The 25,233-nt window shown below is 62.6% G+C and carries 25 protein-coding genes and 1 pseudogene; 14 read left to right on the top strand and 12 right to left on the bottom strand.

Translation table 11 applies throughout. The features are described 5' to 3' along the window. Positions 1-171: 171 nt before the first annotated feature. The 3 genes from PG887_RS07840 to ilvY all read right to left on the bottom strand — a co-directional run bounded on the left by PG887_RS07840 (position 172) and on the right by ilvY (position 4,028). On the bottom strand, positions 172-2,745 hold the full coding sequence (locus PG887_RS07840; RefSeq protein ID WP_270821433.1) for a bifunctional acetate--CoA ligase family protein/GNAT family N-acetyltransferase: 2,574 nt from the start codon (positions 2,743-2,745) through the stop codon (positions 172-174). A 90-nt stretch (positions 2,746-2,835) separates the two neighbouring features. Then, positions 2,836-3,027, bottom strand: coding sequence for a hypothetical protein (locus tag PG887_RS07835; RefSeq protein WP_010676124.1), 192 nt, complete (start codon positions 3,025-3,027; stop codon positions 2,836-2,838). A 107-nt stretch (positions 3,028-3,134) separates the two neighbouring features. Continuing rightward, positions 3,135-4,028 carry an HTH-type transcriptional activator IlvY gene (gene ilvY / locus PG887_RS07830; protein WP_010676123.1) on the bottom strand — a complete coding sequence of 298 codons (894 nt, stop codon included), beginning with the start codon at positions 4,026-4,028 and terminating at the stop codon, positions 3,135-3,137. 193 nt (positions 4,029-4,221) lie between these two features. On the opposite strand from ilvY, the gene ilvC reads away from it, so the two are divergent. Beyond that, the gene (ilvC, locus tag PG887_RS07825; protein ID WP_104452096.1) at positions 4,222-5,703 is read left to right on the top strand and encodes a ketol-acid reductoisomerase; all 1,482 of its coding nucleotides are present in this window, start codon (positions 4,222-4,224) and stop codon (positions 5,701-5,703) included. A 163-nt stretch (positions 5,704-5,866) separates the two neighbouring features. Here the strand turns inward: ilvC and pgi are convergent, their stop codons facing one another. Continuing rightward, positions 5,867-7,516, bottom strand: coding sequence for a glucose-6-phosphate isomerase (gene pgi / locus PG887_RS07820; RefSeq protein WP_270821432.1), 1,650 nt, complete (start codon positions 7,514-7,516; stop codon positions 5,867-5,869). 421 nt (positions 7,517-7,937) lie between these two features. Between pgi and PG887_RS07815 the strand changes: the two genes are divergently transcribed. Then, on the top strand, positions 7,938-8,126 hold the full coding sequence (locus PG887_RS07815; protein ID WP_029314882.1) for a hypothetical protein: 189 nt from the start codon (positions 7,938-7,940) through the stop codon (positions 8,124-8,126). 106 nt (positions 8,127-8,232) lie between these two features. Here the strand turns inward: PG887_RS07815 and PG887_RS07810 are convergent, their stop codons facing one another. From PG887_RS07810 to coaBC, 5 genes and pseudogenes are all read right to left on the bottom strand, one after another. Continuing rightward, positions 8,233-9,069: a mechanosensitive ion channel domain-containing protein gene (locus tag PG887_RS07810; RefSeq protein ID WP_039040993.1), complete on the bottom strand. Its 837-nt coding sequence runs from the start codon at positions 9,067-9,069 to the stop codon at positions 8,233-8,235. Positions 9,070-9,353: 284 nt separating this feature from the next. After that, positions 9,354-9,455: pseudogene (locus tag PG887_RS07800) on the bottom strand (nucleoid occlusion factor SlmA); the annotation flags it as partial. A 10-nt stretch (positions 9,456-9,465) separates the two neighbouring features. Next, positions 9,466-10,062 (bottom strand): nucleoid occlusion factor SlmA, encoded by a 597-nt coding sequence (gene slmA / locus PG887_RS07795; protein ID WP_010676117.1) that lies wholly within the window; start codon positions 10,060-10,062, stop codon positions 9,466-9,468. A 70-nt stretch (positions 10,063-10,132) separates the two neighbouring features. Beyond that, positions 10,133-10,591 carry a dUTP diphosphatase gene (gene dut / locus PG887_RS07790; protein ID WP_010676116.1) on the bottom strand — a complete coding sequence of 153 codons (459 nt, stop codon included), beginning with the start codon at positions 10,589-10,591 and terminating at the stop codon, positions 10,133-10,135. Positions 10,592-10,667: 76 nt separating this feature from the next. Further along, a complete protein-coding gene (coaBC, locus tag PG887_RS07785; protein WP_270821431.1) occupies positions 10,668-11,870 on the bottom strand; it encodes a bifunctional phosphopantothenoylcysteine decarboxylase/phosphopantothenate--cysteine ligase CoaBC in 1,203 nt (400 codons plus the stop codon). A gap of 147 nt (positions 11,871-12,017) precedes the next feature. Between coaBC and radC the strand changes: the two genes are divergently transcribed. The 6 genes from radC (at position 12,018) to PG887_RS07755 (ending at position 15,666) form a co-directional block, all read left to right on the top strand. After that, entirely contained in the window at positions 12,018-12,692 is a 675-nt protein-coding gene (gene radC / locus PG887_RS07780; RefSeq protein ID WP_183149087.1) for a RadC family protein, read from the top strand. Positions 12,693-12,828: 136 nt separating this feature from the next. Beyond that, on the top strand, positions 12,829-13,065 hold the full coding sequence (gene rpmB, locus PG887_RS07775) for a 50S ribosomal protein L28 (protein ID WP_005307492.1): 237 nt from the start codon (positions 12,829-12,831) through the stop codon (positions 13,063-13,065). Positions 13,066-13,076: 11 nt separating this feature from the next. Then, on the top strand, positions 13,077-13,244 hold the full coding sequence (rpmG, locus tag PG887_RS07770) for a 50S ribosomal protein L33 (RefSeq protein ID WP_005323752.1): 168 nt from the start codon (positions 13,077-13,079) through the stop codon (positions 13,242-13,244). 90 nt (positions 13,245-13,334) lie between these two features. Then, a complete protein-coding gene (locus tag PG887_RS07765) occupies positions 13,335-13,790 on the top strand; it encodes a hypothetical protein (protein ID WP_041212007.1) in 456 nt (151 codons plus the stop codon). 14 nt (positions 13,791-13,804) lie between these two features. Beyond that, positions 13,805-14,617 (top strand): bifunctional DNA-formamidopyrimidine glycosylase/DNA-(apurinic or apyrimidinic site) lyase, encoded by an 813-nt coding sequence (gene mutM, locus PG887_RS07760; protein WP_270821430.1) that lies wholly within the window; start codon positions 13,805-13,807, stop codon positions 14,615-14,617. Positions 14,618-14,793: 176 nt separating this feature from the next. Further along, a complete protein-coding gene (locus PG887_RS07755; protein ID WP_268452566.1) occupies positions 14,794-15,666 on the top strand; it encodes a VirK/YbjX family protein in 873 nt (290 codons plus the stop codon). 74 nt (positions 15,667-15,740) lie between these two features. Here the strand turns inward: PG887_RS07755 and coaD are convergent, their stop codons facing one another. After that, complete coding sequence (coaD, locus tag PG887_RS07750; protein ID WP_043153322.1) at positions 15,741-16,223, bottom strand: pantetheine-phosphate adenylyltransferase; 483 nt, start codon at positions 16,221-16,223, stop codon at positions 15,741-15,743. 221 nt (positions 16,224-16,444) lie between these two features. On the opposite strand from coaD, the gene PG887_RS07745 reads away from it, so the two are divergent. Further along, a complete protein-coding gene (locus tag PG887_RS07745; protein ID WP_010676109.1) occupies positions 16,445-17,488 on the top strand; it encodes a glycosyltransferase family 9 protein in 1,044 nt (347 codons plus the stop codon). Positions 17,489-17,827: 339 nt separating this feature from the next. On the opposite strand, the gene PG887_RS07740 is transcribed toward PG887_RS07745, so the two are convergent. Further along, positions 17,828-18,604, bottom strand: a complete 777-nt coding sequence (locus PG887_RS07740) for a glycosyltransferase family 2 protein (protein ID WP_010676108.1) — start codon at positions 18,602-18,604, stop codon at positions 17,828-17,830. Positions 18,605-18,943: 339 nt separating this feature from the next. Between PG887_RS07740 and waaF the strand changes: the two genes are divergently transcribed. The 3 genes from waaF to PG887_RS07725 all read left to right on the top strand — a co-directional run bounded on the left by waaF (position 18,944) and on the right by PG887_RS07725 (position 22,307). Then, complete coding sequence (waaF, locus tag PG887_RS07735; RefSeq protein ID WP_270821429.1) at positions 18,944-20,041, top strand: lipopolysaccharide heptosyltransferase II; 1,098 nt, start codon at positions 18,944-18,946, stop codon at positions 20,039-20,041. Between the two features lies 1 nt (position 20,042). After that, the gene (waaA, locus tag PG887_RS07730; RefSeq protein ID WP_270821427.1) at positions 20,043-21,317 is read left to right on the top strand and encodes a lipid IV(A) 3-deoxy-D-manno-octulosonic acid transferase; all 1,275 of its coding nucleotides are present in this window, start codon (positions 20,043-20,045) and stop codon (positions 21,315-21,317) included. 111 nt (positions 21,318-21,428) lie between these two features. Continuing rightward, a complete protein-coding gene (locus PG887_RS07725) occupies positions 21,429-22,307 on the top strand; it encodes a DMT family transporter (RefSeq protein ID WP_049636086.1) in 879 nt (292 codons plus the stop codon). A gap of 183 nt (positions 22,308-22,490) precedes the next feature. On the opposite strand, the gene PG887_RS07720 is transcribed toward PG887_RS07725, so the two are convergent. Continuing rightward, positions 22,491-23,354 carry a YicC/YloC family endoribonuclease gene (locus tag PG887_RS07720; protein ID WP_160836786.1) on the bottom strand — a complete coding sequence of 288 codons (864 nt, stop codon included), beginning with the start codon at positions 23,352-23,354 and terminating at the stop codon, positions 22,491-22,493. A 146-nt stretch (positions 23,355-23,500) separates the two neighbouring features. On the opposite strand from PG887_RS07720, the gene rph reads away from it, so the two are divergent. Then, positions 23,501-24,217 (top strand): ribonuclease PH, encoded by a 717-nt coding sequence (gene rph / locus PG887_RS07715; RefSeq protein WP_270821426.1) that lies wholly within the window; start codon positions 23,501-23,503, stop codon positions 24,215-24,217. 340 nt (positions 24,218-24,557) lie between these two features. Next, positions 24,558-25,211, top strand: a complete 654-nt coding sequence (gene pyrE, locus PG887_RS07710) for an orotate phosphoribosyltransferase (protein WP_010676102.1) — start codon at positions 24,558-24,560, stop codon at positions 25,209-25,211. The last annotated feature ends 22 nt before the right edge of the window (positions 25,212-25,233 follow it).

Here is a 25,233-nt window from a genome sequence, read left to right as displayed (position 1 = left end):
TCAGAAGTGAAACGCTGTAGCGCCGATGGTAGTGTGGCATTCGCCATGCGAGAGTAGGACACTGCCAGGCACCCAATACAAGAAACCCCGCTCACTCGAGCGGGGTTTTTTATTGCCTGAAATTCACGTTATCCGTCCATATCTGGTTAATTTACCACCACGATTGTATCGTTATACAACCTGATCAGCACAGGGCAGCTCCATGTTGACTATCCCATCTTCCAGCTGAATATCGATCTTGAAACCGAGCCGTTTGGCCAGATTGATCATGCCGCGATTGCTGGGCATGGTCATGCCAGAGAGCTGGCCTATGCCACGCTCTCTGGCATAACGCACGATCTTTTCCATCATCAACTTGCCGAGTCCGAACCCTTTCAAGTCTGAGCGGACCAGGATGGCAAACTCCGCATCCGATTGATCCGGGCTGGCAATGGCTCGCACCACTCCCAGGATCTGCTGGCTGAAAGGGCCGTCCTGACCCACGGCGACGAAGGCCATTTCCCGGTCATAATCGATCTGGGTCATGCGGGCCAGCTCCTCATGCCCCAGCTCCCCCACATCGGCGAAAAAGCGTTTGTACCTGTCTTCATCAGACACCTGCCGCACGAACTGCTTGTGGGCGGGCTCGTCTTCGGGGCGGATGGGGCGCAGCAGCACATGACTCTGATCTTTCAGCCAGGCACCCTCTTCCAGCTCGGTGGGATAGGGGCGAATGGCCAGTGGCAGAACTTGTTGCCCTCGCTCTGCCAAGACGAGCCGGGCATCCAGGATCACCATCTCTTCGCCACAGGCCTGCAGCGGGTGCAGATCCAGTTCTTGTATCTCGGGGAAGGCCAGCAGCAGCTCGGAGAGCTGGCACAGCACCTGGCCGAGGGCGTCGATATCGAGCCGTACCGGACTGGCCTGCTCGCGGATCTTGCCATCCTTGAGGGCACCAATGATCTGGTAGCGAGCCAGTGCCTGGTTGAGGGGAGGAAGAGCCGCGACCATGTCGCGGGGCTCGGCGCCGGATTCCCCGAGCAGGATGACGGGGCCGAAGACCGGATCCTGCTGCAAGCGGATCCGTAGCTCCAGACCCCCGCTGCGGCGTGCCATGCGTTGTACCAGCAGCCCTTCTATGCGGGCGCCAGGATCATGCTGACGTACCCTGTCCAGAATGGCATCCGCCGCCTGGGCGACTTCCGCCGAGGTGCGCAGGTTCAGCATGACACCGTGTACATCGGATTTGTGGGCGATGTCGGGAGATCGCAGCTTCACCGCTACGGGGTAGCCAATCTGTTCTGCAGTCAGTGCGGCCTCGATGGCATCGGAAACGATCCAGGTCGCGAGGGTGGATAGCCCGGCTGCCTGCAAGATGGGATGGGCCAGGTGGGTGTCCAGCACCCGCTGCTGGCGGTCCAGCGCTTGCCCAAGGAGCTGCTGGCAGCGCTCGACATCGAGCCTGTCGCCCTGCAGGGAGGCCGGTGTTTCCATCAACTGTTTCTGGTTGCGACGATATTCCACCATGTGCATGAAGGCCGTGACGGCGCTTTCCGGGGTGCGATAGGTCGGGATGCCCGCCTCGTTGAACAGGCGTCTCCCCTCTTGGGCGGAGTATTCGCCTGCCCAGTTGGTCAGTATGTTGAATCGTCTGGCCCTGGGATGCTGCTTGATGAAGTCGATCAGGTTGCTGGCGAGGGTGACACCTCGGGCGGTGAGGGACGGTGCATGGATCAGCAGGATGGCATCGGCACTGTCCCCTTGGAGCAGCGTCTCGAGTGCACTCTTGTAGGCCTCGATATCTGCATCGCTGCCGATGTCGAGGGGTGGCATCGCCAGCTTGCCTCCCCGAGACAGCAGTACGTCTGCGGCCATGTTGGCGAGACCGCGCCCGTTGGAGAGGATGGCGAGCCGCTCCCCCTTGAGGGTTAGGGAGTGGCTCAGGGTCTCGACAGTGGCAAACAGTTCGTGGGTATCCCGGACGCGCAGCATGCCAGCCCGGCGGATGGCGGCATCATAGACATTGTCGAGACCGTTGGCCGGGTCGTGCCGACCGCTCTTGAGAATCAGGATGGGTTTGTTGCGCGAGGCGGCACGGGCGGCGGAGAGAAAGTGCCTGGCATCGTGCAGCTTGTCCATGTAGATCAGGATGGCGCGGGTCGTCCCGTCCCGGGAGAGCTGATCCAGCAGTTGGCCAAAGTCGATGTCGCAATGATCGCCCAGGGAGATGAAGGCCGAGAAGCCGATTTCGCGCTGCTTGGCCCAATCCAGGATGGTGGTGCTGACCGCTGCCGACTGGGAGAGAAACGCCACCTGTCCCGGAGTCGCTGCAATGGGGGAAAAGCTGGCGTTGATACCCTGCCCGGGGAGCAGCATGCCCATGCTGTTGGGGCCGAGCAGCCGGATGCCGTATTGCTGGCACAGATGCTTGAGCCGCAGGCGCTCGTCAGTGGAGAACTGGGCGGCCAGTATGATGGCGGCTCCGGTTCCTTTCTTGCCGAGCTCCTCGATGAGCGGCAGTACCCGTTCGCGCCGGGTACAGACGATGGCGAGATCGGGGGAGAGGGGAAGGCTCTCTATGTCCGGATAGGCGAGCACGCCAGCGACGGCCTGGCTGCGGGGGGCCACGGGTAGTATGGGGCCCTGGAACTGACCCGCCAGCAGGTGCCGGATGACCACATGGCCTGCCTTCTGCGGATCACAGGAGGCGCCGATGACGGCGATCGAGTGAGGTTTGAAGAGCCGATCCAGGCCGCTTTGTTTCATGGGCACTCCTCGTGGTGGCCCCCGGGGCGAGGGGGACGGATGGTGCCAGTCTAATACGCTTTGCGTGCGGGTTCTGTGACCGATTGCGGATCACGATCTGGCTAGTGCGCTGGCGCGCAGATAAAAGCGCAGCTCCCCCTGAATGCATTGAACCGTGGCGAGGTGCCTGTCCTGGAGATAGATCTCCTGCTCCCGATCGAGTTCATGGCGCTGGACCCCGAGGCTTTGCAGATATTCTGCGAACAGGATGGCACTGCGGATTTCGACAAGATGCTGGCTCACGCTCTATTCCTTGATGGTGGCTGGATGGTGCCGGCCAGTGTCCCCTCTTCTCCCCCACTTTCATACTGATACATTTGACACTCACTGTGGCTCTGACGCCTGCCGGATCAGCGAAGGCCTCCCTGGCCGCGTGCAGTGTCCCAGAAGGCGCGGATCAGCGGCTCTTCCAGCCGCTTCTTGAGCACGGCGATGCCGACGTCGAACGCCTTGAGCGCCGGTTTGGGCTCGACCACACGCACCTTGTCCCCCATGGGGCTGTGATCGATGACGGCGGCAGGCACGACACCCACACCGAAGCCGAGGGCCACCATGGCGACGATGCCCTCGTTGCCCGCCACTTCTGCATAGATGTTGGGAGCTATCCCCTTGTTGCGAAACCATTGATCACAGCGCTTTCGGGCCAGCCCCTGTTCGGAGAGGATCAGCGGCAGGCGCTCCCAGTCAGGTTCGCCCTGGGGGAACCACTGACCCTGCTGGGGGGCATTGCGGGGGGCGATGAACACCAGAGGGACTTGTTGCAGGCTGGCGAATTCCAGCTTGGACGAGAGCGCATCCGGCCTCGCTGCGATGGCGAGATCGGCTTCGTCAGCCAGGATCTTGTCCACTGCCAGTGCAGGGTCGCCGGTCTCCAGCTTGATCTCCAGCTGGGGATAACGGCGACGAAAGCGTTCCAGTACCTCGGGCAGCAGAAAGTAGCTGGCGGTGACCGAGCAGAACACCCGCAGCCGCCCTTGCAGCGGCTCGTCGCTGCGCTTGAGCTCCTGTTTGAGTTGGCGCCACTCCTGCAGCAAGGCACCGCCAAACTCCCGCAGCTTGTCACCAGCAGGGGTGAGCCGCACCGAGCGGTTGTCCCGCTCGAACAGCACGCAGCCGGTCTCCTGTTCCAGTCGCTGGATGGCGCGGCTCAGGGTGGAGGGGCTGACCGCCATGGCATCGGCGCTTTTGCCGAAGTGGAGGGAGTCGGCGAGGTGGAGAAACAGTTCGAGATTGCGAAGGTCCATCTTTTTATTCCTGCGGCGTTGTCAGGCGCCCTGTAGCACGATGGCTCGGCGGCGGGAGATTGCGGGAAATCACATTTCAATTCCTGCAACGTACTATTTCGAATATATCAGTTCAGGCAATAAGTGTCCCGCGCTATAGTGGTTTCGACAACGCCGCTATCCGGCATGGAATCAATCGAACGGAGCAATCACCATGGCTAACTATTTCAACACCTTGAACCTGCGTCAGCAGTTGGCCCAGCTGGGCAAGTGTCGTTTCATGCAGCGCGAAGAGTTCGCGGACGGCTGCAACGTGCTGAAAGGCAAGAAGGTGGTGATTGTGGGCTGTGGCGCCCAGGGCCTGAACCAGGGTCTGAACATGCGCGACTCCGGGCTGGACATCTCCTACGCCCTGCGCAAGGCCGCCATCACCGAGAAGCGCGCCTCCTGGCAGAAGGCCACCGACAACGGCTTCGTGGTCGGCACCTATGAAGATCTGATCCCGACCGCCGATCTGGTGCTGAACCTGACTCCGGACAAGCAGCACTCCGACGTCGTCAAAACCGTGATGCCGCTGATGAAGCAAGGCGCCGCTCTGGGCTACTCCCACGGCTTCAACGTGGTGGAAGAGGGTCAGCAGATCCGTGCCGACATCACCGTAGTGATGGTTGCACCCAAATGCCCGGGCACCGAAGTGCGTGAAGAGTACAAGCGTGGTTTCGGCGTACCAACCCTGATCGCCGTCCACCCGGAGAACGATCCCCAGGGTGAGGGCATGGCCATTGCCAAGGCGTGGGCCTCTGCTACCGGTGGCGACCGTGCCGGCGTGCTGGAATCTTCCTTCGTCGCGGAAGTGAAATCCGATCTGATGGGCGAGCAGACCATTCTGTGCGGCATGCTGCAGGCCGGTTCCCTGCTCTGCTACGACAAGCTGGTTGCCGAGGGCACTGACCCGGCCTATGCCGGCAAGCTGATCCAGTTCGGCTGGGAGACCATCACCGAGGCCCTGAAGCAGGGCGGCATCAGCCTGATGATGGACCGTCTCTCCAACCCGGCCAAGCTGCGTGCCTTCGAGCTCTCCGAGCAACTGCGCACCCTGATGCGTCCGCTGTTCGAGAAGCACATGGATGACATCATCGCCGGCGAGTTCTCCCGCGGCATGATGGCTGACTGGGCCGAAGACGATGCCAAGCTGTTCGGCTGGCGCGAAGAGACCGGCAAGTCCGCCTTCGAGAATGCCCCTGCCTATGCTGGCAAGATCGCCGAGCAGGAGTACTTCGATAATGGCGTGGTCATGGTGGCCATGGTCAAGGCGGGTGTCGAGCTGGCGTTCGAAACCATGGTGGCCTCCGGCATCTATGAAGAGTCCGCCTACTACGAGTCTCTGCACGAGCTGCCGCTGATCGCCAACACCGTCGCCCGCAAGCGTCTGTACGAGATGAACGTGGTCATCTCCGATACCGCGGAGTACGGCAACTACCTGTTTGCCAACGCTGCCGTGCCGCTGCTGCGTGAGCACTTCATGCCGACCCTGCAAGCAGGGGACCTGGGCAGTGCCCGTGCCGAGAGCAAGGCGGTGGACAACCTGGCCCTGCTGGCTGCCAACGAAGCGACCCGCAACCACCCGATCGAGAAGATCGGCCAGACCCTGCGTGGTTACATGAAGGACATGAAGCGTATTGCCGTCGGCGGTTAAGCCTTCGCTGAGCGGCATCGGAAGGGGCGGGGATGACGATCCCCGTTACTGGCTGGCTTAGACACCTGGCCTGTCGTCCGGATGATGCAAACAGACAGATTGAAGCCTATAAAAAAGCCCCGCTCATCGAGCGGGGCTTTTGCATTCTGGAGGGCGGGAGCAATCAGGCCTTCCAGGCTTTCCAGGTGTTGATCAGGCCGTTGGTGGAGCCGTCGTGGCTGGTGACGGCCTCATCGGTGCCCAGCTCCGGCAGGATCTTGTTGGCCAGCTGTTTGCCCAGCTCCACACCCCACTGGTCGAAGGAGAAGATGTTCCAGATTGCGCCTTGTACGAAGATCTTGTGCTCGTACATGGCGATCAGGGAGCCGAGGGTTTTCGGGGTCAGCTGCTTGAACAGAATGGAGTTGGTCGGGCGGTTGCCTTCGAACACCTTGAACGGCACCAGATCCTTGACCTGCTCCAGCGTCTTGCCGGCGGCCAGGAACTCGGCCTCCACCGCTTCCTTGCTCTTGCCGAAGGCCAGGGCCTCGGTCTGGGCGAAGAAGTTGGCCAGCAGTTTCGGATGGTGGTCACCGATGGGGTTATGGCTGATGGCCGGCGCCAGGAAGTCGCAGGGGATCAGCTTGGTGCCCTGATGGATCAACTGGTAGAAGGCGTGCTGGCCGTTGGTACCCGGCTCACCCCAGATGATGGGGCCGGTCTGGTAGTCAACCGGATGGCCGTCGCGATCCACGTACTTGCCGTTGGACTCCATGTTGCCTTGCTGGAAGTAGGCAGGGAAGCGATGCATGTACTGATCGTACGGCAGGATGGCTTCGGACTCGGCACCATGGAAATTGTTGTACCACAGGCCAATCAGCGCCAGCAGCACCGGCACGTTCTGCTCGTAGGAGGCAGTGGCGAAGTGCATGTCCATCTCGAAAGCGCCTTGCAGCAGCGCTTCGAAGTTCTCGAAACCGACGGACAGGGCGATAGGCATGCCGATGGCAGACCAGGAGGAGTAGCGGCCGCCAACCCAGTCCCAGAACTCGAACATGTTGTTGGTGTCGATACCGAACTCGGCCACGGCCTTGCCGTTGGTGGAGAGGGCGGCGAAGTGCTTGGCAACGTGGGCCTTGTCACCGGCGATCTTGATGAACCAGTCGCGGGCGGTCAGGGCGTTGGTCATGGTCTCCTGGGTGGTGAAGGTCTTGGAGGCCACCAGGAACAGGGTGGTTTCCGGATCGATCTTCTTCAGGGTCTCAGCGATGTGGGTGCCGTCGACGTTGGAGACGAAGTGCATCTGCAGGTGGTTTTTGTAGGGACGCAGTGCCTCGGTGATCATTACCGGGCCGAGATCGGAGCCACCGATACCGATGTTGACCACATGCTGGATCGCTTTGCCGGTGTAGCCTTTCCACTCGCCGGAGATGATCTTCTCGCAGAAGCCTTTCATCTTGGCCAGTACGGCGTTCACTTCCGGCATCACGTCCTTGCCGTCGCACTCGATGGGGCGGTCGGAACGGTTGCGCAGGGCCACGTGCAGTACGGAGCGCCCTTCGGTCATGTTGATCTTCTCGCCATTGAACATGGCATCGATCGCGCTGCGAAGATCGGTCTCTTTGGCCAGATCAACCAGCAACTTGAGGGTCTCTTCGGTGATCAGGTTCTTGGAGTAGTCGACCAGGATGTCGCCACCGAAGGTGAGGGAGAACTTGTCAAAACGCTTGGGATCCTGTGCGAACAGATCCTTGAGACTCATCTCCTTGTTGGCTGCAAAATGGGCTTCCAGTGCCTGCCAGGCCTGGGTCCGGGTTGGATTGATATTTTTCATAGGATTATCAGTCTTCCAAGTTGTGTTTGAACCTTGCAGGCAAGGCTCCCGCCAAACCTTATTATGCGAGCATTATACCGGGCACTCCGTGCGCCCCGTGTAACAGAGCATTACCAATTGTCTGCAACGAGGGAGTGTACAACCAAAACAGTGCGATTATGAGTCACCCAGTACCCCGGGATCTTGCGTTCGCGCATGCTTATTCGGGTTGAAAAGGTTTTCATTTCAAGGGGAGCACGGCCGTGGCGCTGGAAAGCTGGCGTGACAGATAAAAGGGTATTCAACAGACGCTCATCGGACGGTTTTTTGAGCAGGCGCAAATGGCGGGCAACAGACGCTGGCTACCATATGAGCCGAATGGACGAGATCTCCCAGGGATGGCCAAGGTATGGAATCAATGGTGTGGAATGAGGAGATCGAGATGAAAGCCCTGTTATCCCTGTTTGCCCTGAGCCTGATCGCCACCGGCCTCATCGGTTTGCTGACCCTGACGCTGGCCAATGCGGCGCCGACGCTGGAGATCCGCGTGTTGGCGGTGATCGGAGCCGTGCTGGGGGGCTATGTGCTGATGCAGCCCCTGCTCAACCGGGTTGCACGCCGGCTGGGGTGAGAACACGGTGCGCAAGACCGGCCTGTGGCCGGTTTTTTTCATGTCACAGAAGGCAGAAACGACAGTGCCAGCCCGAAGGCTGGCACTGGAGAACGCACACCGAGGATCAATCCGCCGTCTTCTGCATGTGAACCACACGCTGGGGGAAGGGGATCTCGATGCCCTCGGCGTCGAAGGTGAGCTTCACCTTCTCGTGGAAGTCGAACCAGACACCCCAGTAATCACCGGTCTTGACCCAGGGACGCACCACGATGTTGACCGAGGAGTCGGCCAGCGCGGCAACGGCAATGGTGGCTGCCGGCTCCTTCAGGATGCGGGGCTCTTCGCTCACCAGCCGCTCCAGGATCTGTTTGGCCTTGCGCAGGTCGGAGCCGTAGCCGATGCCGAAGGTCATGTCGACGCGGCGGGTATCCATGCGCGAGTAGTTGACGATGGTGCCGTTGAGGATGGCGGAGTTCGGCACTACCACCATCTTGTTGTCACCCGAGGTGAGGGTGGTGGTGAAGAGTTGGACCGATTGCACAACGCCATTGGTGCCTGCCACCTCGATAAATTCCCCTGCCTTGATGGGGCGGAAGATGATGAGCAGGAAACCGGCGGCAAAGTTGGAGAGAGAGCCCTGCAGCGCCAGACCGATGGCCAGACCAGCGGCACCGATAATGGCGACGAAGGAGGCGGTCTGCACCCCTACCCGGCCCAGGGCGGCGATCACCACGAACACCAGGATGGTGTATTTGAGGATGCTGCCGACGAAGTGGGTGACGGTGGTGTCCAGCTTGCGGGTCTGCATCACCTTGACCACGCCACCGCTGAGAAGGTTGGCGGCAATGTAACCGACCAGCAGGGTGATCAGGGCGGCGGCGATGTTGACCGCATACTCGATGATCAGTCCCTGGTTGTTGGTCAGCCAGGTCTGTGCTTCGGTAATGATCTCGGGTTCCATAGGATGTCCTGTTGGTGTGAAGATTTATGGCAAATGAATGTAACACTTGAGCGCGACAAGCTGGGTCGCATCTGGTGCTTGTCTCTTCTTTTGTGCCACAAAAAGCAAGGGAGGCCAAGGCCTCCCGCTTCGTCACAACCCTGCTGGCGCAGGGACGCTGGGCATGTGCGCACTCAGCTTTGCAGCTGCTGGCTGCGGATGAACTGCCACTGATCTTCAAACCCGGCGGTGGGTTTGATTGTGAGCTCGGAGCGGACGTGCATTGGTTGATGCGGTCTGCTGGCTCAGCTTTGCAGCAGCTGGCTGCGGATAAACTGCCACTGATCTTCAAAGCCTGCAGTGGGCTTGATTGTGAACTCGGAGCGGGACGTGCATTGGTTGATGCGGTCTGCTGGCTCAGCTTTGCAGCAACTGGCTGCGGATAAACTGCCACTGATCTTCAAACCCGGCGGTGGGCTTGATTTTGAACTCCGAGCGGACGAACTGGCTGATGCGGCCCTCGGTATAGGCCAGCAGCAGGTTGGCCAGCATGGTCTCGTCGAGCTGGAAGCCCTGGCCTTCCCGCAGCCGTTTCTCGCGCAGTACCTGCTTGATCTGGGTCTCCAGCTTGTCGAACAGAATGCTGATGCGATCCCGCAGCCGATCGTGTTCGCCCAGCAGGGCATCGCCATTGAGAATGCGGGTGATGCCGGGGTTGCGCTCGGCAAACACCAGCAGCAGCTGCAGTATGTGATGGCAGCGGGCCATGGTGTCCTTCTCTTCGGCCATGATCAGGTTGACCCGTGACAGCAGGGAATCCTCGATAAAGTCGATCAGCCCCTCGAACATCCTCGCCTTGCTGGGAAAATGCCGGTAGAGGGCCGCCTCGGACACGCCCACCTCGGCCGCGAGGCGTGCCGTGGTGATGCGCTGGCCCGGGCTGGTTTCCAGCATGTGGGCGAGTGCCTGCAGGATCTGATCGCGCCGACTCTGTTTCTGGTTACTGCTTGCCATGGATTCCCCTAAAAAAACAATGGCTTGATTCTATTATTTGGCACGTGCCCCAGGGGGCCGTGTGGTCTTGTTATTGGCGACCAGAAGAACCAAACCCGCCTTCACCCCGTTCACTCTGATTGAATTCGTCGACCAACTGGAAGCTGGCCTGTACCACCGGCAGGATCACCAGCTGGGCGATGCGCTCGCCAGGCTGCATGGTGAAGCTGTCGTTGCCACGGTTCCAGACCGAGACCATCAACTGACCCTGGTAGTCGGAGTCGATGAGGCCGACCAGGTTGCCCAGCACGATGCCGTGCTTATGGCCGAGGCCGGAGCGGGGCAGGATGGTGGCGCACAGACCCGGATCCTGGATGTGAATGGCCAGCCCGGTCGGCACCAGCGTGGTGTCGCCTGGGGCCAGGGTCAGCGGGGCATCCAGCAGGGCGCGCAAGTCCATGCCAGCGGAGCCCGGTGTGGCGTAAGCGGGCAGCGGGAAGTCGGTGCCGATGCGGGCATCCAGGATTTTCAGTTCAATTTGTGTCGTCATGAATCTTTTTCAATTGGATCGCCTGGCGATCGGGTGGTACTGCAGGAGCCTGGGGCTCCCGGCATGTTCAATGGGCTCAGGGTCGATAATGGCGTGCAATCAGGGCGACAAGATGACGGGCCAGCGTCAGCTTATCGGCCAGGGGCAGGGCGGCTTGACCCCCTTGCCAGAAGACGGTCAGGGCGTTGTCATCGGCATTGAAACCCTGGCCTGCACGGGACACATCGTTGGCTGCGATCATGTCCAGCCGCTTACGTCGAAGTTTGTCGAGGGCGTATTGTTCCACATCCACGGTTTCGGCGGCAAATCCGACGGTGAAGGGTTTGTCTGACAACGCCCCCACATCGGCGATGATGTCGGGGTTTTTGACCAGGGTCAGCTGCATCTGGTCGTTGTCGCCGGTCTTCTTGATCTTTTGCTCGGCCACCTGGGCGGGACGGTAGTCGGCGACGGCAGCGCAGCCGATAAAGAGGTCGCACTCACCGACCCGGCTCATCACTGCTTCGTGCATCTGCAGGGCACTCTCCACATCGATGCGGGTAACGCTGGCCGGGGTGGCCAGTGCCACCGGGCCGCTCACCAGGGTCACCTCCGCGCCCGCTTCGCGCGCGGCGTGGGCGATGGCGTAGCCCATCTTGCCGGAGCTGTGGTTGCTGATATAGCGCACCGGATCCAGCGCCTCCCGGGTCGGCCCGGCGGTGAGCAGCAACCTGACGCCTGCCAGGAGCGGTTCGGCGGCGAGCTGCTGGCAGCAGCGTTCCACCAGTTCCAGGGGATCCAGCATCCGGCCCGGGCCCACATCGCCGCAGGCCTGGCTGCCGGAATCCGGCCCCCACAGCTGAATGCCGCGCTCGGCGAGGGTCTGAAGGTTGGCCTCGGTAGCGGCGTTGCGATACATCTGCTGGTTCATGGCTGGCGCCAGGGCGACAGTCGCCGGGGTGGCCAGGCAGAGGGTGGTGAGCAGCTCGTCCGCCATGCCGGCGGCCATGCGGGCCATCAGATTGGCGCTGGCGGGGGCGATCAGCACCAGATCGGCCCACTTGGCCAGCTCGATGTGGCCCATGCCCGCCTCGGCAGCCGGGTCGAGCAGACTGTCGGCCACCGGGTGGCCTGAGACGGCTTGCAGAGTCAGCGGGGTGATGAACTCCTTGGCGGAGCGGGTCATCACCACTCGCACCTCGGCCCCCTGATCTTTCAGGCGACGTACCAGTTCGGCACTCTTGTAGGCGGCGATCCCGCCACTGACACCCAACAGGATGCGTTTATCGGCCAATCTCATCTGCTGCTTCTCTTCCGGCTCACTCTGACTGGTCGGCTAAGATAGCACAGGCAATGGGTGGCGACAGAGGCTGACATGGGGGAGTTGTGGTCGGGCTCGCGGGATTCTTTGCTATGTTTTCTCTCAATAGCCATGAGGGAGAGACAAATGAGCATCAAGGAGTGGCCGGAAGAGGAGCGCCCGAGGGAAAAGCTGCTGCGCCGAGGGGCGGCGACGCTCTCCGATGCCGAACTGCTGGCCATCTTCCTGCGCACCGGGGTCAGCGGGTTGAGTGCGGTGGATCTCTCCCGCCAGTTGTTGCAGCAGTTTGGTTCCCTGCGGGCACTGCTGGGAGCCGAGCAGCAGGATTTTTGTGGCGCTCACGGGCTGGGACCTGCCAAGTATGCCCAGTTGCAGGCGGTGCTGGAGATGGGGCGGCGCCATCTGGCCGAACAGTTGCAACGGGGAGAGGCGCTCACCTCGCCCGGGCTTACCCGTGACTTTCTGCAAGCCCAGTTGCGGGATCGGGGGCGGGAGGTGTTCGCCCTGCTGCTGCTGGACAGCCAGCACAGGGTCATCCGGTTTGTCGAACTTTTTTACGGCACCCTCGACTCGGCGAGCGTCTGGCCCAGAGAAATCGTGCAGATCGCGCTCAAACATAATGCAGCCGCCGTGATTCTGGCGCATAATCACCCGTCCGGCGTGGCCGAGCCCAGTCGGGCGGACCGCCAGATCACGGATCGGATCCTGGCCGCCCTGGCCCTGGTCGATATCAGAGTGCTTGATCACCTGGTGATCGGTGATGGCATCACGGTTTCTTTCGCAGAGCGTGGTTGGTTGTGACTGGGCTCTGGCACTGTATTAGTTGATCTTTGATCACGGATGCTGTATAAAATGCCGCCTTCTGTTTGCCCCGCAATCGAAGGCCAGCGGGGCAGATATTTGCTCGAGCAATGAAGTAAGATTTGGAGAGACTGACATGTCTAGAGTATGCCAAGTAACCGGCAAGCGCCCGGCAGTTGGTAACAACCGTTCGCACGCTAACAACGCTACCAAGCGTCGTTTCCTGCCGAACCTGCACACTCACCGTTTCTGGGTTGAGAGTGAAAAACGCTTCGTGAGCCTGCGCGTATCCGCAAAAGGCATGCGTATCATCGACAAGCGCGGCGTTGAAGTGGTTCTGGCTGAACTGCGTGCCAGCGGCGTTAAGGTATAAGGAATTAGATCATGGCTAAAGGTATTCGCGATAAGATTCGCCTGAACTCCAGCGCCGGTACTGGTCACTTCTATACCACTACCAAGAACAAGCGCACCATGCCCGAAAAAATGGAGATCAAGAAATTTGATCCCGTGATTCGTCAGCATGTGATCTACAAAGAAGGCAAAATCAAGTAATTACTTGGTTTCGCTGCAAAAACCCGGCCTCGTGCCGGGTTTTTTTATGGCTGGAATTCAGTACACTGCCGATTCGAAGGGAGGCTAGCCATGTTCAAACTGAGCCGCAAAGGCTGGAACAACGTGATCATCGTGGTCGTGTTGATCGTCATTACCCTGTTGCACCGGCTGGAGCAGGCCCAGCAGGAGAACAGTGCCAAACGCGCGCGTCCGCTGTTGCCGGAGAGTGCCGTGGTGCTGACCTGGCAGGGGCCGAGCTGGCAGATAGAGCGTATCGGCCAGGGCTGGCGCAGCGCGCCGGATCTGGGGCTTGGCAGCACCCAGCTGGCGGCCCGCATCGAGGCGTGGCAAGGCTGGCTGCTGCCCCCCGGCGAGCCCGTGCGCGGCACCCCGGTGACCCTCAAGATCTGGATCGCCGGACAGAGCGATCCGGTGGAAGTCGGGCTCTATCAGGACGACGGCAAGTTTGCCGCCCTGCTGCCCTCCTCGACCTGGCTCAGCTTGAGTCAGGCGCAATACCGTGACCTGATGCGTCCCATTCCCTGAACGAGAGATCGCCCATGCCTGAATTACCGGAAGTCGAAGTCAGCCGCCAGGGCATCTCCCCCTGGCTTACCGGCATCAAGGTGACCCGCGTGGTGGTGCGGGACGGCCGCCTGCGCTGGCCCGTGCCCGGCGAGATCCAGGAGCTGGTGGATCTCGTCATCCACCGCGTCAGCCGCCGCGCCAAATACCTGTTGCTGGAGACCGACTTCGGCACCGCCATCCTGCATCTCGGGATGTCCGGCAGCCTGCGGGTGCTGGACATCGGCACCCCGGCCGAGAAGCACGATCACGTGGATATCGAGCTGGCCAACGGCAAGCTGCTGCGGCTCAACGATCCGCGCCGTTTTGGCGCCCTGCTGTGGACCCGCGAACCGGCCGAGGCCCATGCCCTGCTCGCCAAGCTGGGGCCGGAACCCCTCACCGATGCCTTCCATGCCGATTACCTGCGGGAGCGGGCGAAGGGGCGCAGCACCGCCATCAAGCAGTTCCTGATGGACAACCATGTGGTGGTCGGGGTGGGCAACATCTACGCCAACGAGGCGCTCTATGCCGCCGGCATTCATCCCAGGCGGGCGGCGGGCAACATCAGCGCCGAGCGGCTGGGCACCCTGGTGAGCGAGATCAAGCGGGTGCTGGCCGAAGCCATTCACCAGGGGGGCACCACCCTCAAGGATTTCACCAGCGCCGACGGCAAGCCGGGCTATTTCGTCCAGCAGCTGCAGGTTTACGGTCGTGGCAGCCAGCCCTGTTTCCACTGCCACACCCTGCTCACCGAGGTGAAGATGGGCCAGCGAACCACGGTGTTCTGCTCCCACTGCCAACGCTGAAAGTGGGATTTTTGAGCCGGAACCAGCCAAGTTGTAAGAGAGTATTTCCAGTCTGTTGAAGCGGCGTCAGCCCATGACTACTATCTCGCCAGTTCAGGCTGCGAGGTAATAAAATGACAGCTAAATCAATAGACTGGGAACATTTATCCCGGCAGGGGCACTATTGTGCCCACGATATGGCCCGCTTCCTCTATCCCGAAGACAGCGCCCGCAAGACCTTCAATCGCGGCAAGTTTTTGCTGCGCAGTCTGCTCTACCGTGCGCAGTTGAACCGGGTGTTCGAGCTGTTCCAGAGCGCCCCCCTGCGGGCGCTTCCCGCCCGCCACCCCGAGCTGCTCGACAAGCCGATGCGCCCCTATCGCTTCGCCTGCTCGACGGTGAACCAGCGGGTCAAGATGGTGGAGGATCACTACCGCCTGCTGCTGGGCCTGTACCCCGAGCTCATCGACCCGCTCTATCTGGGGGAGGGGATAGTGCTGGGCCATTATCCCGATGGCGGCTGGCGCATCGTGCTGCGTCACGACGGCACCTTCCGCCGGGAGGCGGAGCTGGCGCTCTCCATCGTCAACGCGCGGGGGGAGCGACTCTACAGCTGTGCCTTCTCCCTGGCGGGCAACGAACAGGAGCTGGCCCTGGTGATCGGGTCGGTGCAGGGGCCAGAGCCCTGTGTCGAGCAGCCCCAGGAGCAGGTGCGGGCATTGACCCGGGCGGGTCAGGGTCTGAGACCCAAGTCGCTGGTGGTGATGCTGGTAATGGCGCTGGCCGGGGCCATGGGGGCCCACCGGGTCTGTGCGGTGCGCATGAAGGCCCACATCTTCCAGGCAAGACGGTACAGCAAGAAGAAGAAAGCCTGCCTGCAGGCGGACTACGACGAGCTGTGGCAGGAGTTTGGCGCCCTCGATCAGGACGCCAACTTCGTGCGGCTGCAACCCGTGGTGCGCAAGCCGCTGGAGGAGATCGCCTCCAAGAAGCGGGCCATGTACCGGCGCCGTTACGAGTGGCTCGATCAGCTGGAGCTGGCGATCCGCCAGCAGTTTGCCCACGGCTAGGCGTGCAGTGCGTTGATGCAACAAGGGCTACCCGCGGGTAGCCCTTGTTCGTTTCGGCCCATCAGGGGAGGGGATTAGCGCTGCTGCTTGGCGGCAATGGCCTGAGCCACCAGGGGGTCGACGAACTGGTGGATGTCGCCACCGTGCAGCGCCACCTCCTTCACCAGGGTGGAGGAGATAAAGGAGTTCTCCTCCGCCGGGGTGAGGAAGACGCTCTCCAGGGTGGGCATCAGGCGACGGTTCATGTTGGCGAGCTGGAACTCGTATTCGAAGTCGGAGACGGCGCGCAGGCCGCGGATCAGCACGTTGGCCTGCTGCTCCCTGGCAAAATCCACCAGCAGACCGGAGAAGCCCACCACCTTGACGTTGGGCAGGTGAGCCGTCACCTGCCGGGCCAGTTGAACGCGCTCCTCGAGATCGAACAGCGGCCGTTTGCTCGGGCTGTTGGCCACCCCGACCACCACCTCGTCGAACAGTCTGGCGGCGCGGCCAATGAGATCGGTATGGCCGTTGGTGATGGGATCGAAGGTGCCGGGATAGATTACCTTGTTGGTCATGCTGCTGATTCCTGAAACCGGAAAACTGGTCGCATTATAGGGGCTGTTGCCGGTTTGTCGCGACCGGGATGGCGCGGATTTCTGGCGCTGATCGGCGGCCGGGGTCGCACAAATCGGGGCCCCGTGGTGTCTTCGCTTGAGAATCGCCCTGCATCAGGCAAGAATACCCGCATCGCGCATCAAGCCTCCTTCGCTGGTGACAGGGAGCATAGGGATTTTTTATGAAACGTATTCTGGTAGTCCGCAATGACAAGATTGGTGACTTCATGCTGGCGTGGCCGAGCTTTGCCATGCTCAAGCGCTCCATGGAGTGTCATGTGACTGCCCTGGTTCCCGCCTACACGGCGCCCCTGGCCCGCCTCTGCCCCTGGATCGACGAGATCATCCTGGATCCGGGGGCACGGGCCGACAAGGAGCAGCAACGCGCCCTGCTGGCGCGCATCAAGGCGGCCGCCTTCGATGCCTCCATCTGCCTCTTCTCCAACACCCGCAATGCCAAGCTGGTGTGGAAGGCGCATATTCCCTACCGGCTGGCCCCGGCCACCAAGCTGGCCCAGGTGCTCTACAACCAGCGCCTGGTGCAGCGCCGCTCCCGCTCCCAGAAGCCGGAGTACGAATACAACCTGGATCTGGTGCGCCGCTTCCTCGCCGATCAGCATCAGACCGTGGTAGAGCCACAGGGCCCCTACCTCGGCTTCGACCCCGAGAGCCTGCTGCAGGTGCGCGAGCAGGTCGCCGCCCGTCTCAGGCTCGACGCCAGCCGCCCCTGGCTGATGGTGCATGCGGGCAGCGGTGGCTCGGCCAACAACCTCTCCATCGAGCAGTACTCGCGCCTCATCATCAAGCTCAACCAGGCCTGTCCCGAGTTGCAGTGCGTGCTGACGGCAGGCCCGGGGGAGGAGGGGAAGGCGGAGCAGTTGGCGGCCGAATTGCTGGCCCATGGGGGCAACGGCTGGATCTATCGCTCCGACGAGGGGTTGCCGAAGTTCTGCCAGGTGATGGCCAACGCCGCCCTGTTCGTGGCGGGCAGCACGGGGCCCCTGCACATCGCCGCGGCCATGGACGTGCCGACCGTCGGTTTCTTCCCGGCACACCGTTCGGCGACGCCGCTGCGCTGGCGGCCGCTCAACGGCGAGGGGCGCCATCTGCCCTTCAGCCCGCCGGAAGACAGCGACCACCCGGAGGACATGAGCCAGCTCGATCCCAAGGCCATGGCGGCAGAGATCGCCCGCTGGGCGCCGCCCTTCTGGCGCGCCGAGCGCTGAGAGCGCACACAGAACATACAGACAGGGCCCCGCGGGGCCCTGTCTTGTATGGGGATGAGCCCTGCTGGCAGGCCAGCCTACCGGACGTGGTCCCCGACAGCCCCCTTGACGGGCCTGCCCGGGCCCCGGGCAGGGGAAACCTGTCGGTATAAGCCGGAGTCGGGTCATGTTACCAATATCCATGCATTCGGCTTATAGCGGCCAGTGTTCGTCCGTGGCGCCCGGGGTTGCGCCGTGAGCGGCCCCGCGAGGGCTGCGCCCGATCCCTGGCCATGGGGTTTGCCCCTTGTCCCGCTGGAACAAGGGGTGAGTCATGAATGAGATCTGTGGGGCGATGCCCTATTTCGGCTGCTGGGGCTGCTGGCGAACCCAGAGATCGGCGTATTTGACGAAGGTGGAGTGGGCGGAGAGGATGGCCAGCAGCAGGCCCTGCTTGCCGTCGAGGAAACCGGCCTTGAGCAGGTACATCTTGAGGAAGCAGCCGACGGCGTGGACCAGCCCCTGGCCGAGGGATCCCTTCTTGCCGCGGGCGGTGCGCTGATCGGCCCATGCGCGGGCATAGCCGGCGGATTTGACCAGGTAGTGTTCCAGATCCCGGTAGGTGTAGTGGAGGAGGTCGCCCTGCAGGTTGACGATCTTCATGTTGGCGCGCACCTCCACCTTCTCGTGTACCAGCGCCTCGTTGTAGCCGGTCAGCGCCTTGGGGTAGAGGCGCAGCACCCGATCCGGGTACCAGCCGCTGTGGCGGATGAAGCGACCGAACACCCAGGAGAGGCGCGGGATGGAGTAGATGGTGTCGCTGGCCGGGTTGGCCATGACCCCCTGGATGGCTTCCCTGAGTTCGGGGGTGAGCCGCTCGTCCGCGTCCAGCCACAGCACCCACTCCGACTGGACATGGGACTGGGCGAGGCGGCGCTGACGGCCGAAACCGGGCCAAGTGGTGTTGACGAAGAAGCGGGCGCCAAATTCGGCGGCGATGGCCGGGGTGTCATCCTGACTGCCGGAGTCGAGAATGACGATTTCATCCGCCAGGCCTTCGAGGGAGGCGAGGCAGGCACGGAGGTTGTCGGCTTCGTTCTTGACGATCAGGACGGCCGCCAGGGTCGGTTTTTTCACAGGCAAGGGACTCTTGTTGGCACCCGGCGGGCGGGTCATGCTCAGATTGGCGCCCATTCTAGCCTAAAACCCCGCGCGGGGCATGACCCGAGGGCCCGGTGGGCCCGCTTTTGAATGAGGGGGAAGGGGGATCTCTGCTACCCGGCAGTCGGTGGCCCAGGGCACGCCGTGTCCGGGTCGAAGAGGGCCTCAGGAGGGATGCGCGGGGGAGCAGATCCTGCTAGGTAGGCGTTTTGCGGGAGCAGACGGGTATCTTCTGTTATTTCTTCGGCCTTTCTTGGGGCATAATCTCGCCCAGTAACGATCAACAGCCGGGCCAGTCCCGAGAGAAGACGCGCGATGAAGATATTGGTGATCGGCCCCTCCTGGGTCGGCGACATGGTGATGTCCCAGAGCCTCTACAAGGCGCTCAAGAGCAACCACTCGGGCAGCGAGCTCCATGTGATGGCGCCGGCCTGGTGCGTTGCGCTGCTGGAGCGCATGCCCGAGGTGGACAAGGCCATCCCCATGCCGCTTGGCCACGGTGACTTCAAGCTGGGGGCACGCCGCCGCCTTGGCAAGCAGTTGGCCGCCGAGCAGTACGATCAGGCCATCATCCAGCCCAACTCCATGAAGTCGGCGCTCATCCCCTGGTTTGCCAGGATCCCGGTGCGTACCGGCTGGAAGGGGGAGCACCGCTTCGGCCTGCTCAACGACCTGCGCAGCAACAAGCAGGCCTTCCCGCTGATGGTGGAAGGCTATGTGGCGCTGGCCTACCCCAAGGCACAGATGAAGAGCCGGAGCGACATCCCGTCCATTCCCCATCCCTCCCTGCACGTGGATCTCGTCAATCAGGACAAGGCCCTGGAGCGGCTCGGCCTGAATCGCGCCCGCCCGGTGCTGGTGCTCTGCCCGGGGGCCGAGTTCGGCCCGGCCAAGCGCTGGCCCGAGGGGCACTACGCCGTGGTGGCCCAGAAGCATCTGGATGAAGGCTGGCAGGTGTGGATCTTCGGCTCCGGCAAGGATGTGGAGGTGGCCAACACCATCTGCGATCGGATCAATCCCCTGTCGCGCCCCAACTGCCACGTGCTGGCGGGCAAGACCAGCCTGCACGAGGCGATCGATCTCATGGCCCTGGCCGGTCGGGTCATCGCCAACGACTCTGGCCTGATGCACGTCGCCGCCGCCCTCAACCGGCCGCTGATCGGCGTCTACGGCTCCACCTCGCCGCTCTACACGCCGCCCCTGGCGGACAGGGTCGAGATAGTCCACACCAACATCGAATGCCGCCCCTGCTTCAAGCGCACCTGCAAGTTCGGCCACCTCAAGTGCCTGATCGAGCTGATGCCGGAACAGGTCATCGAGGCGGGAAATCGGCTGGAGCGTAGGGAAACGGCAGATCTGACCATAGTGCGGCAGCCGGTGGAATCCTCCGCTGCTAAACCCGGTAATAGCTAGCATGATCTACCGGTTGCTCTACAACCTGCTGATCCACCTGGGGTTGCCCCTGGCACTGCTGGCGCTCTACAGGCCCAAAAAAGGCAAGCCCGGCTTCGGCCAGCGCTGGGCCGAGCACCTGGGGCGGGCGCCTGCCACCGGGCAGGAGGCGCCCCTCTGGATCCATGCGGTGAGCGTGGGGGAGACGCTGGCCATCAGCCCCTTCATCCGCGCCCTCAAGGCGGAGCAGCCCGCCTTGCCCATCTTGCTCACCACCACCACCCGCACCGGCGCCGAGCAGGCGGCCAAGCTCGGGGATCTGGTGGTGCATCGCTATGCGCCCCTGGACTACCCCTGGGCCGTCTCGGCATTTCTGGCCACCTTCAAGCCCCGCGCCCTCTGGGTGATGGAGACAGAGCTGTGGCCGAACTGGCTGGCGGCCTGCGAGGCGCGCCATTTGCCGGTGACCATCCTCAATGCCCGGCTCTCGGAGCGATCCTGCCGGCGTTATGCCCGTTTTCAGGGCGCCTTCGATGCCCTGAGCCGCCCGCTGACCCACCTGCTGTGTCAGCATCAGGACGATGCGGACCGCTTCCATCGGCTGGGCATCGGCCGCGAGCGGCTGGCTGTGACCGGCTCCATCAAGTTCGACATCCAGTTTGGCGACGAGGTGCAGGCCCGGGGCCGTGCCCTGCGCCAGCAGCTGGGGGAGGCACGACCTGTCTGGATCGCCGCCAGCACCCATCAGGGGGAAGACGAGCAGGTGCTGGCCGCCTTCGATCGGGTGCTCAAGGCACATCCCTCCGCCCTGCTGATCCTGGTGCCGCGCCATCCAGAGCGGTTCGATCGGGTGGCCGAGCTGTGCACCCCCTACGGCTGCGTGCGGCGCTCTCACTGCCAGGGCAAGCCGGTGAGCGAGATGGACAAGGTCTATCTCGGCGACACCATGGGAGAGCTGCCACTGATGCTGGCGGCGGCGGATCTCGCCTTCGTCGGCGGCAGCCTGGTGAAGATTGGTGGCCACAACCTGCTGGAGCCGGCGGCGCTCGGCAAGCCCTGTCTGACCGGCCCCGCCTACTTCAACTTCAGCGACATCACCCGCCAGCTGGTGGCTCAGGGGGGCGCCGCCGTGGTGGCGGATGCCGAGGCGCTCGGCGACAAGGTGAACGCCTTGCTCGCCGATGCGGGCACTCGCCGCCAGATGGGGGAGCAGGCCCGCGCCGTGGTGCTGCGCAACCAGGGGGCGCTGGCGCGCACCCTCTCCCATTGCCTCGCCAGCCTGGAAAGTGACGGCTGAGGCGGGGCGGCGTGGTGGCCGCCCCGCCAGCATGTCTGCCAAACCCCGGGAGACAATCCGCGCCTCTTTCCTTTATGCTCTGCCCTTTGCCCCTGACCCTGTGATGCTCCGATGAACCGCGCTCCCCTGCTGTTGATGATACTGGTCACCCTGCTGGCCGCCGCTGGCTGGCTCTTCTCGAAAGAGGCGATTCGCGAACTGCCCACCGCCGCCTTTATCGGCAGCCGCTTCCTGCTGGCCGCCCTGCTGCTGTTGCCGCTCGCCTGGTTGCGCGAGCCGCCCCCCAGTGGCTCACAACTGCTGCGCGCCGCCGGGTGCGGCACCTTGCTCGGGGCCAGCCTGCTGTTCTGGGTTACCGCCATCAGCCAGAGCGATGCGCTCGGCAGTGGCGCCTTCATCATGAGCGTGGCCACCCTGATGGCGCCGCTCGCCGCCTGGGCCGCCTTCAAGGCCAGACCCGGCCGCCACTACTGGCTCACCCTGCCCGTCGCCGTGGCTGGCCTGCTGCTGCTCTCCAGCAGCACCCACTGGGGTGTGTCGCTCTCCCTGTTCTGGTTTCTGGCGGCGGCCGCAACCCTGGGGGTCCAGCTCGCGGTGCACCGCCACTTCGCCCAGTCCATCCCTCCTACCTGGCTCACCTGCATCCAGTTGGCGGTGACCGGACTGCTCGGCACCCTGCTCTCCCTGCTGACCGAGCAGTGGCCCGCCAGTATCGGCACTGGTATCTGGGGCTGGTTTGCGGCCAGCGTCCTGATCGCCACCACATTGCGTTACTGGCTGCTCACCCACGCCCTGAGCCGGATGACCACGGCCCACGCCGCCCTGCTGATGCTGCTGGAACCGGTCTGGACCCTGATCTTAAGCACTCTCTTCTATGACGAACCGCTGGGCCCCGCCAAGCTGGCAGGCGCCGGCCTGGTGCTGGGCGCCCTGGTGCTCTACCAGCTCCCCCTGTTGCTGCGCAGCCGAAGGCTGAAGTCACCGGTCTAGCCTGCGCGGGTGGGGGATGCATAGAAAAGAAGGAGAGGGTCTGCATGGCAGACCCTCTTTGCGTGATGGTACAGGTCGGGCTCCCTTTGCTAGGGGCTGCCATCAGTCAAGCGGCTGAGCGCTGCGGGAAACGAGCATAAAAAAGCCCCCGGGTGGCGGGGGCTGGTGCATCGATGAGGGAGATCACTCGATGTTCTGGATCTGCTCGCGCATCTGCTCGATGAGCACTTTCAGCTCGACGGCGGACTGGGTCACCTCGGCGTTGATGGACTTGGAGCCCAGCGTGTTCGACTCGCGGTTGAACTCCTGCATCATGAAGTCGAGGCGGCGGCCGCAGGCGCCTCCCTTCTTCATGATCTTGGTGGTCTCGCCAATGTGCATCTCCAGACGGTCCAGCTCTTCGGCCACGTCGATCTTCTGGGCCAGCAGCACTATCTCCTGCTCGATGCGGGCGGGATCCAGCTCCACCTTGGCCTCGGCCAGACGGTCTGTGAGCTTCTGGCGCTGCCACTCGATGATCTGCGGCAGGTGTTCGCGCACCTTCTTCACTTCCACCTGGATGCCGGCCAGACGCTGTTCGATCAGCGCCTTGAGGTTGGCCCCTTCGCTGGCGCGGGAGGCGAGGAAGTCGTCCATGGTCAGGTCGAAGCCGGCCATCAGCTCGGTGGCGACCACGTCCATGTCCTGCTCGGCGGCGGCCATGACCCCCGGCCAGCGCAGCACGTCCACCGGGTTGAGCTGGCCCTGACCCGCCTCTTTCATCACCCAATTGGCGCTGTCGATGATGAGCCTGGCCAGCTCTTCATTGATGTGGAGCTGGCTGGCGGCGGCCTGGGCGGCCTCAAAGCGCAGGTTGCACTCCACCTTGCCGCGCTGCAGCTTGGCACGGAAACGCTCGCGCAGGACTGGCTCCAGGCTGCGCAGTTGTTCCGGCAGGCGAATGTAGGTCTCCAGATAGCGCTGGTTGACCGAACGAATTTCCCAAACGGCTGTGCCCCAGTCGCCCTTGAGTTCCTTGCGGGCGTAGGCGGTCATGCTGTGAATCATTGATTGTTCCGGGCTTGATGAAGTGTGCGGCCAGTATACTCAGCCAGGCCTGCTCCGTCAGCCGACGTGGTGGTTTTAGCGGCTGATATTTGAGTAGCAATCGCTTATACTCCTGCGCCAATTCAGCCAGCCCAGAGGTCAGTCCCATGTCCCGTCCCAGCGATCGCAGCGCCGCCCAGGTGCGTCCGGTTACCATCACCCGCAACTTCACCAAGCATGCGGAAGGGTCCGTGCTGGTGGAGTTCGGCCACACCCGGGTGCTCTGCACCGCCAGCGTCGACACCAGCGTGCCGCGCTTCCTGAAAGGCAAGGGGCAGGGCTGGGTAACCGCCGAATACGGCATGCTGCCGCGCTCCACCCACTCCCGGATGAACCGTGAAGCGGCCTCCGGCAAGCAGAGTGGCCGCACTCTGGAGATCTCCCGGCTGATCGCCCGCTCCCTGCGCGCGGCGGTAGACTTGAGTGCCCTGGGCGAGCACACCATTACCGTTGACTGCGACGTGTTGCAAGCCGACGGCGGTACCCGTACCGCCGCCATCACCGGGGCCTGCGTGGCGCTGGTGGATGCGCTGAACTGGATGGTGGAGAAGGGGCTGATCAAACAGAGCCCGCTCAAGCAGATGATCGCGGCCGTCTCCGTCGGTATGTTCGAAGGGGAGGCCATCTGCGATCTGGAGTACATCGAAGACTCCGCCGCCGAGACCGACATGAACGTGGTGATGACCGAAGATGGTCGCATCATCGAGGTGCAGGGCACCGCCGAGGCCGAGCCCTTCACCCACGAGGAGCTGCTGGCGATGCTGGCGCTGGCCAAGGGCGGTATTGCCGACATCATTGCGCTGCAGAAGCAGTCACTTTCCTGATACCAGGACCTGTTGATGTTTCGGCACAAGTCGCGTTGCAGTGTCAAAGGATGCCAGGCTAGGCGCAGGATGCCGCCAATGGTTATTCCCTTGGCAAGTCCTGCAACAACGCATGGCATCCTTTGCCACGCAACCCGTAGGGACGGGTCTGTTTTTGTGCATAACGTCGTTATTCGATGCCTCGTTTGGATTACCAAACTTCGCATCTCATGCCTAGTTCTGCGCAAAAACCGACTCCGTCGCGGCTGTGACGAAGCGTCAACAGATCCTGCAAACGCGGCATTGACCGCGTTTTTTTATACCCCACACAAGTAAATGACAAGCCAAGCAAGGAGCCAGAATGAAAGCCTACCAGCGTCAATTTATCGAGTTCGCCCTGGAGAAACAGGTCCTCAAATTCGGTGAATTTACCCTGAAATCCGGTCGTAAAAGCCCCTACTTCTTCAACGCCGGTCTGTTCAACAGCGGCCGCGATCTGGCCCGTCTCGGCCGCTTCTATGCCGCCGCCCTGATGGATGCCGGCATCGAATTCGACGTGCTGTTTGGCCCGGCCTACAAGGGGATCCCCATCGCCTCCGCCACCGCGGTGCAGCTGGTGGAGCAGCACGACGTGGACGTGCCCTGGTGCTTCAACCGCAAGGAGGCCAAGGATCACGGCGAGGGTGGCAATCTGGTGGGCAGCCCGCTCAAGGGGCGCATCATGCTGGTGGACGATGTCATCACTGCCGGCACCGCCATCCGCGAATCCATGGATCTGATCCAGGCCAACGGCGCCTCCCTGGCTGGCGTGCTGATCGCGCTGGACCGTCAGGAGAAGGGCAAGGGCGAGCTCTCCGCCATTCAGGAAGTGGAGCGTGACTACGGTGCCCACATCATCGCCATCATCCAGATGAGCGATCTGATCCAGTATCTGGAAGAGAAGCAGGCCGAACAGCCGGAGCTGGCGGCGCAACTGGCCGCCATGAAGGCTTACCGCGCCCAGTACGGTATCTGACGACCCGGTTTCCCCCTCATCC

The sequence above is a fragment of the Aeromonas sp. QDB14 genome, assembly GCF_027707845.1.
GTDB lineage: Bacteria > Pseudomonadota > Gammaproteobacteria > Enterobacterales > Aeromonadaceae > Aeromonas > Aeromonas caviae.
Note: the sequence above shows the minus strand (reverse complement) of the source record. Positions and strands in the feature narration are given on the sequence as shown.

What these genes read in the sequence shown, in the direction of transcription:
- PG887_RS07840 (WP_270821433.1), bottom strand. Translation starts at nt 2,745, where the DNA reads ATGAAACAAAGCGGCCTGGATCGGCTCTTCAAACCTCACTCGATCGCC.
- ilvY (WP_010676123.1), bottom strand. Translation starts at nt 4,028, where the DNA reads ATGGACCTTCGCAATCTCGAACTGTTTCTCCACCTCGCCGACTCCCTC.
- ilvC (WP_104452096.1), top strand. Translation starts at nt 4,222, where the DNA reads ATGGCTAACTATTTCAACACCTTGAACCTGCGTCAGCAGTTGGCCCAG.
- pgi (WP_270821432.1), bottom strand. Translation starts at nt 7,516, where the DNA reads ATGAAAAATATCAATCCAACCCGGACCCAGGCCTGGCAGGCACTGGAA.
- PG887_RS07815 (WP_029314882.1), top strand. Translation starts at nt 7,938, where the DNA reads ATGAAAGCCCTGTTATCCCTGTTTGCCCTGAGCCTGATCGCCACCGGC.
- PG887_RS07810 (WP_039040993.1), bottom strand. Translation starts at nt 9,069, where the DNA reads ATGGAACCCGAGATCATTACCGAAGCACAGACCTGGCTGACCAACAAC.
- slmA (WP_010676117.1), bottom strand. Translation starts at nt 10,062, where the DNA reads ATGGCAAGCAGTAACCAGAAACAGAGTCGGCGCGATCAGATCCTGCAG.
- dut (WP_010676116.1), bottom strand. Translation starts at nt 10,591, where the DNA reads ATGACGACACAAATTGAACTGAAAATCCTGGATGCCCGCATCGGCACC.
- coaBC (WP_270821431.1), bottom strand. Translation starts at nt 11,870, where the DNA reads ATGAGATTGGCCGATAAACGCATCCTGTTGGGTGTCAGTGGCGGGATC.
- radC (WP_183149087.1), top strand. Translation starts at nt 12,018, where the DNA reads ATGAGCATCAAGGAGTGGCCGGAAGAGGAGCGCCCGAGGGAAAAGCTG.
- rpmB (WP_005307492.1), top strand. Translation starts at nt 12,829, where the DNA reads ATGTCTAGAGTATGCCAAGTAACCGGCAAGCGCCCGGCAGTTGGTAAC.
- rpmG (WP_005323752.1), top strand. Translation starts at nt 13,077, where the DNA reads ATGGCTAAAGGTATTCGCGATAAGATTCGCCTGAACTCCAGCGCCGGT.
- PG887_RS07765 (WP_041212007.1), top strand. Translation starts at nt 13,335, where the DNA reads ATGTTCAAACTGAGCCGCAAAGGCTGGAACAACGTGATCATCGTGGTC.
- mutM (WP_270821430.1), top strand. Translation starts at nt 13,805, where the DNA reads ATGCCTGAATTACCGGAAGTCGAAGTCAGCCGCCAGGGCATCTCCCCC.
- PG887_RS07755 (WP_268452566.1), top strand. Translation starts at nt 14,794, where the DNA reads ATGGCCCGCTTCCTCTATCCCGAAGACAGCGCCCGCAAGACCTTCAAT.
- coaD (WP_043153322.1), bottom strand. Translation starts at nt 16,223, where the DNA reads ATGACCAACAAGGTAATCTATCCCGGCACCTTCGATCCCATCACCAAC.
- PG887_RS07745 (WP_010676109.1), top strand. Translation starts at nt 16,445, where the DNA reads ATGAAACGTATTCTGGTAGTCCGCAATGACAAGATTGGTGACTTCATG.
- waaF (WP_270821429.1), top strand. Translation starts at nt 18,944, where the DNA reads ATGAAGATATTGGTGATCGGCCCCTCCTGGGTCGGCGACATGGTGATG.
- waaA (WP_270821427.1), top strand. Translation starts at nt 20,043, where the DNA reads ATGATCTACCGGTTGCTCTACAACCTGCTGATCCACCTGGGGTTGCCC.
- PG887_RS07725 (WP_049636086.1), top strand. Translation starts at nt 21,429, where the DNA reads ATGAACCGCGCTCCCCTGCTGTTGATGATACTGGTCACCCTGCTGGCC.
- PG887_RS07720 (WP_160836786.1), bottom strand. Translation starts at nt 23,354, where the DNA reads ATGATTCACAGCATGACCGCCTACGCCCGCAAGGAACTCAAGGGCGAC.
- rph (WP_270821426.1), top strand. Translation starts at nt 23,501, where the DNA reads ATGTCCCGTCCCAGCGATCGCAGCGCCGCCCAGGTGCGTCCGGTTACC.
- pyrE (WP_010676102.1), top strand. Translation starts at nt 24,558, where the DNA reads ATGAAAGCCTACCAGCGTCAATTTATCGAGTTCGCCCTGGAGAAACAG.